Consider the following 1010-nt stretch of genomic DNA (forward strand, 5'->3'; position numbering starts at 1 on the left):
GTCGCGTTGGCGAGGGCGGACTCGTTCGCGGTGTTGTGGAAGAGGTTGTAGGTGGTGTTTTCGAGGGCGAGGACGCCTTCGAAAAAGGCTGAAGAACTGAAGGCTGAAGGGCTGAAGGTGAACGCGGAGCCGGAAAGGTTGACGGCGAGGGTGCCGGTGCCGGTGAGGGTGTTCGAGTAAGCCCACGCGGTGGCGGCGGCGAGGGAGAGCTCGCCGTCGATGTGCGTGTTGCCCGCGCCGAGGTTAGCGGTCGAGGAGACTTGCGCGGCTCCGGTGATGTGCCAGTCGGTGGAGTTGGTGCCGGTGAGGTTCACGCCCGCGCCGGTGACCGCGGTCGTGCCGGTGCCGGTGATGTTGTTGGCAAAGGTGCCCGTGCCGGCGAGCTCGAGGATGGCGTTGTTGATGACGGCACTGCTACCGAGGCCGCCGAGATCGGCGAGCGTGAGCGTGCCGGCGCTGACAATGGTCTCGCCGGTGAAGGCGTTGGAGCGGCTGATCGTCAGGTTGCCGGCGGCGTCCTTTGCAAGGGTTCCCGTGCCGGTGAGCGCGTTGCCGAGGGTTTCGGCGGCGGCGTTGGCCATGGTGAACAGGCCGTCGTCAACGATTGCCGCGGTGCCGAGGTTCGCGGTCGTGGTGACGCGCAGCGCGCTTGCGGGCGCAATGACAAAGCTGCCGCTGAAGGCCGCGTTTGTGGCGGTGAGCGCGATGCTGGAGGTGTTTTGCAAGGCGAACACACCGGAGCCGGAAAGGGTTTTGGTGAAGGTGCCGGTGGCGCTCGCGGTTTGCAGGGCGGCGTTTGCGGCGATGGCGAGCGTGCCGGTGTCGCCGAGCGCTTGCGTGCTGGCGATGGTCGTCGTGCCGGTCACGCCGACGTTGGCGGCGAAGGCTGCGTTGGCGCTGGTGATTGTCGCCTGGCCGCCGAGGCCGAGGCTGCCGGTGCCGTGCAGCGCGCCGTCGATGCGCGCGCCGTTGGCGATTGTTTGCGTGTGGCCGTTGAGGTCGTAGGCCGC

At 67.7% G+C, this 1010-nt stretch carries 1 pseudogene; it reads right to left on the bottom strand.

The features are described from left to right. A pseudogene (locus tag M2103_RS13210) lies at positions 1-1010 on the bottom strand (hypothetical protein); the annotation flags it as partial.

The sequence above is a fragment of the Ereboglobus sp. PH5-5 genome (genome assembly GCF_029504805.1).
Classification (GTDB): Bacteria; Verrucomicrobiota; Verrucomicrobiia; order Opitutales; family Opitutaceae; genus Ereboglobus.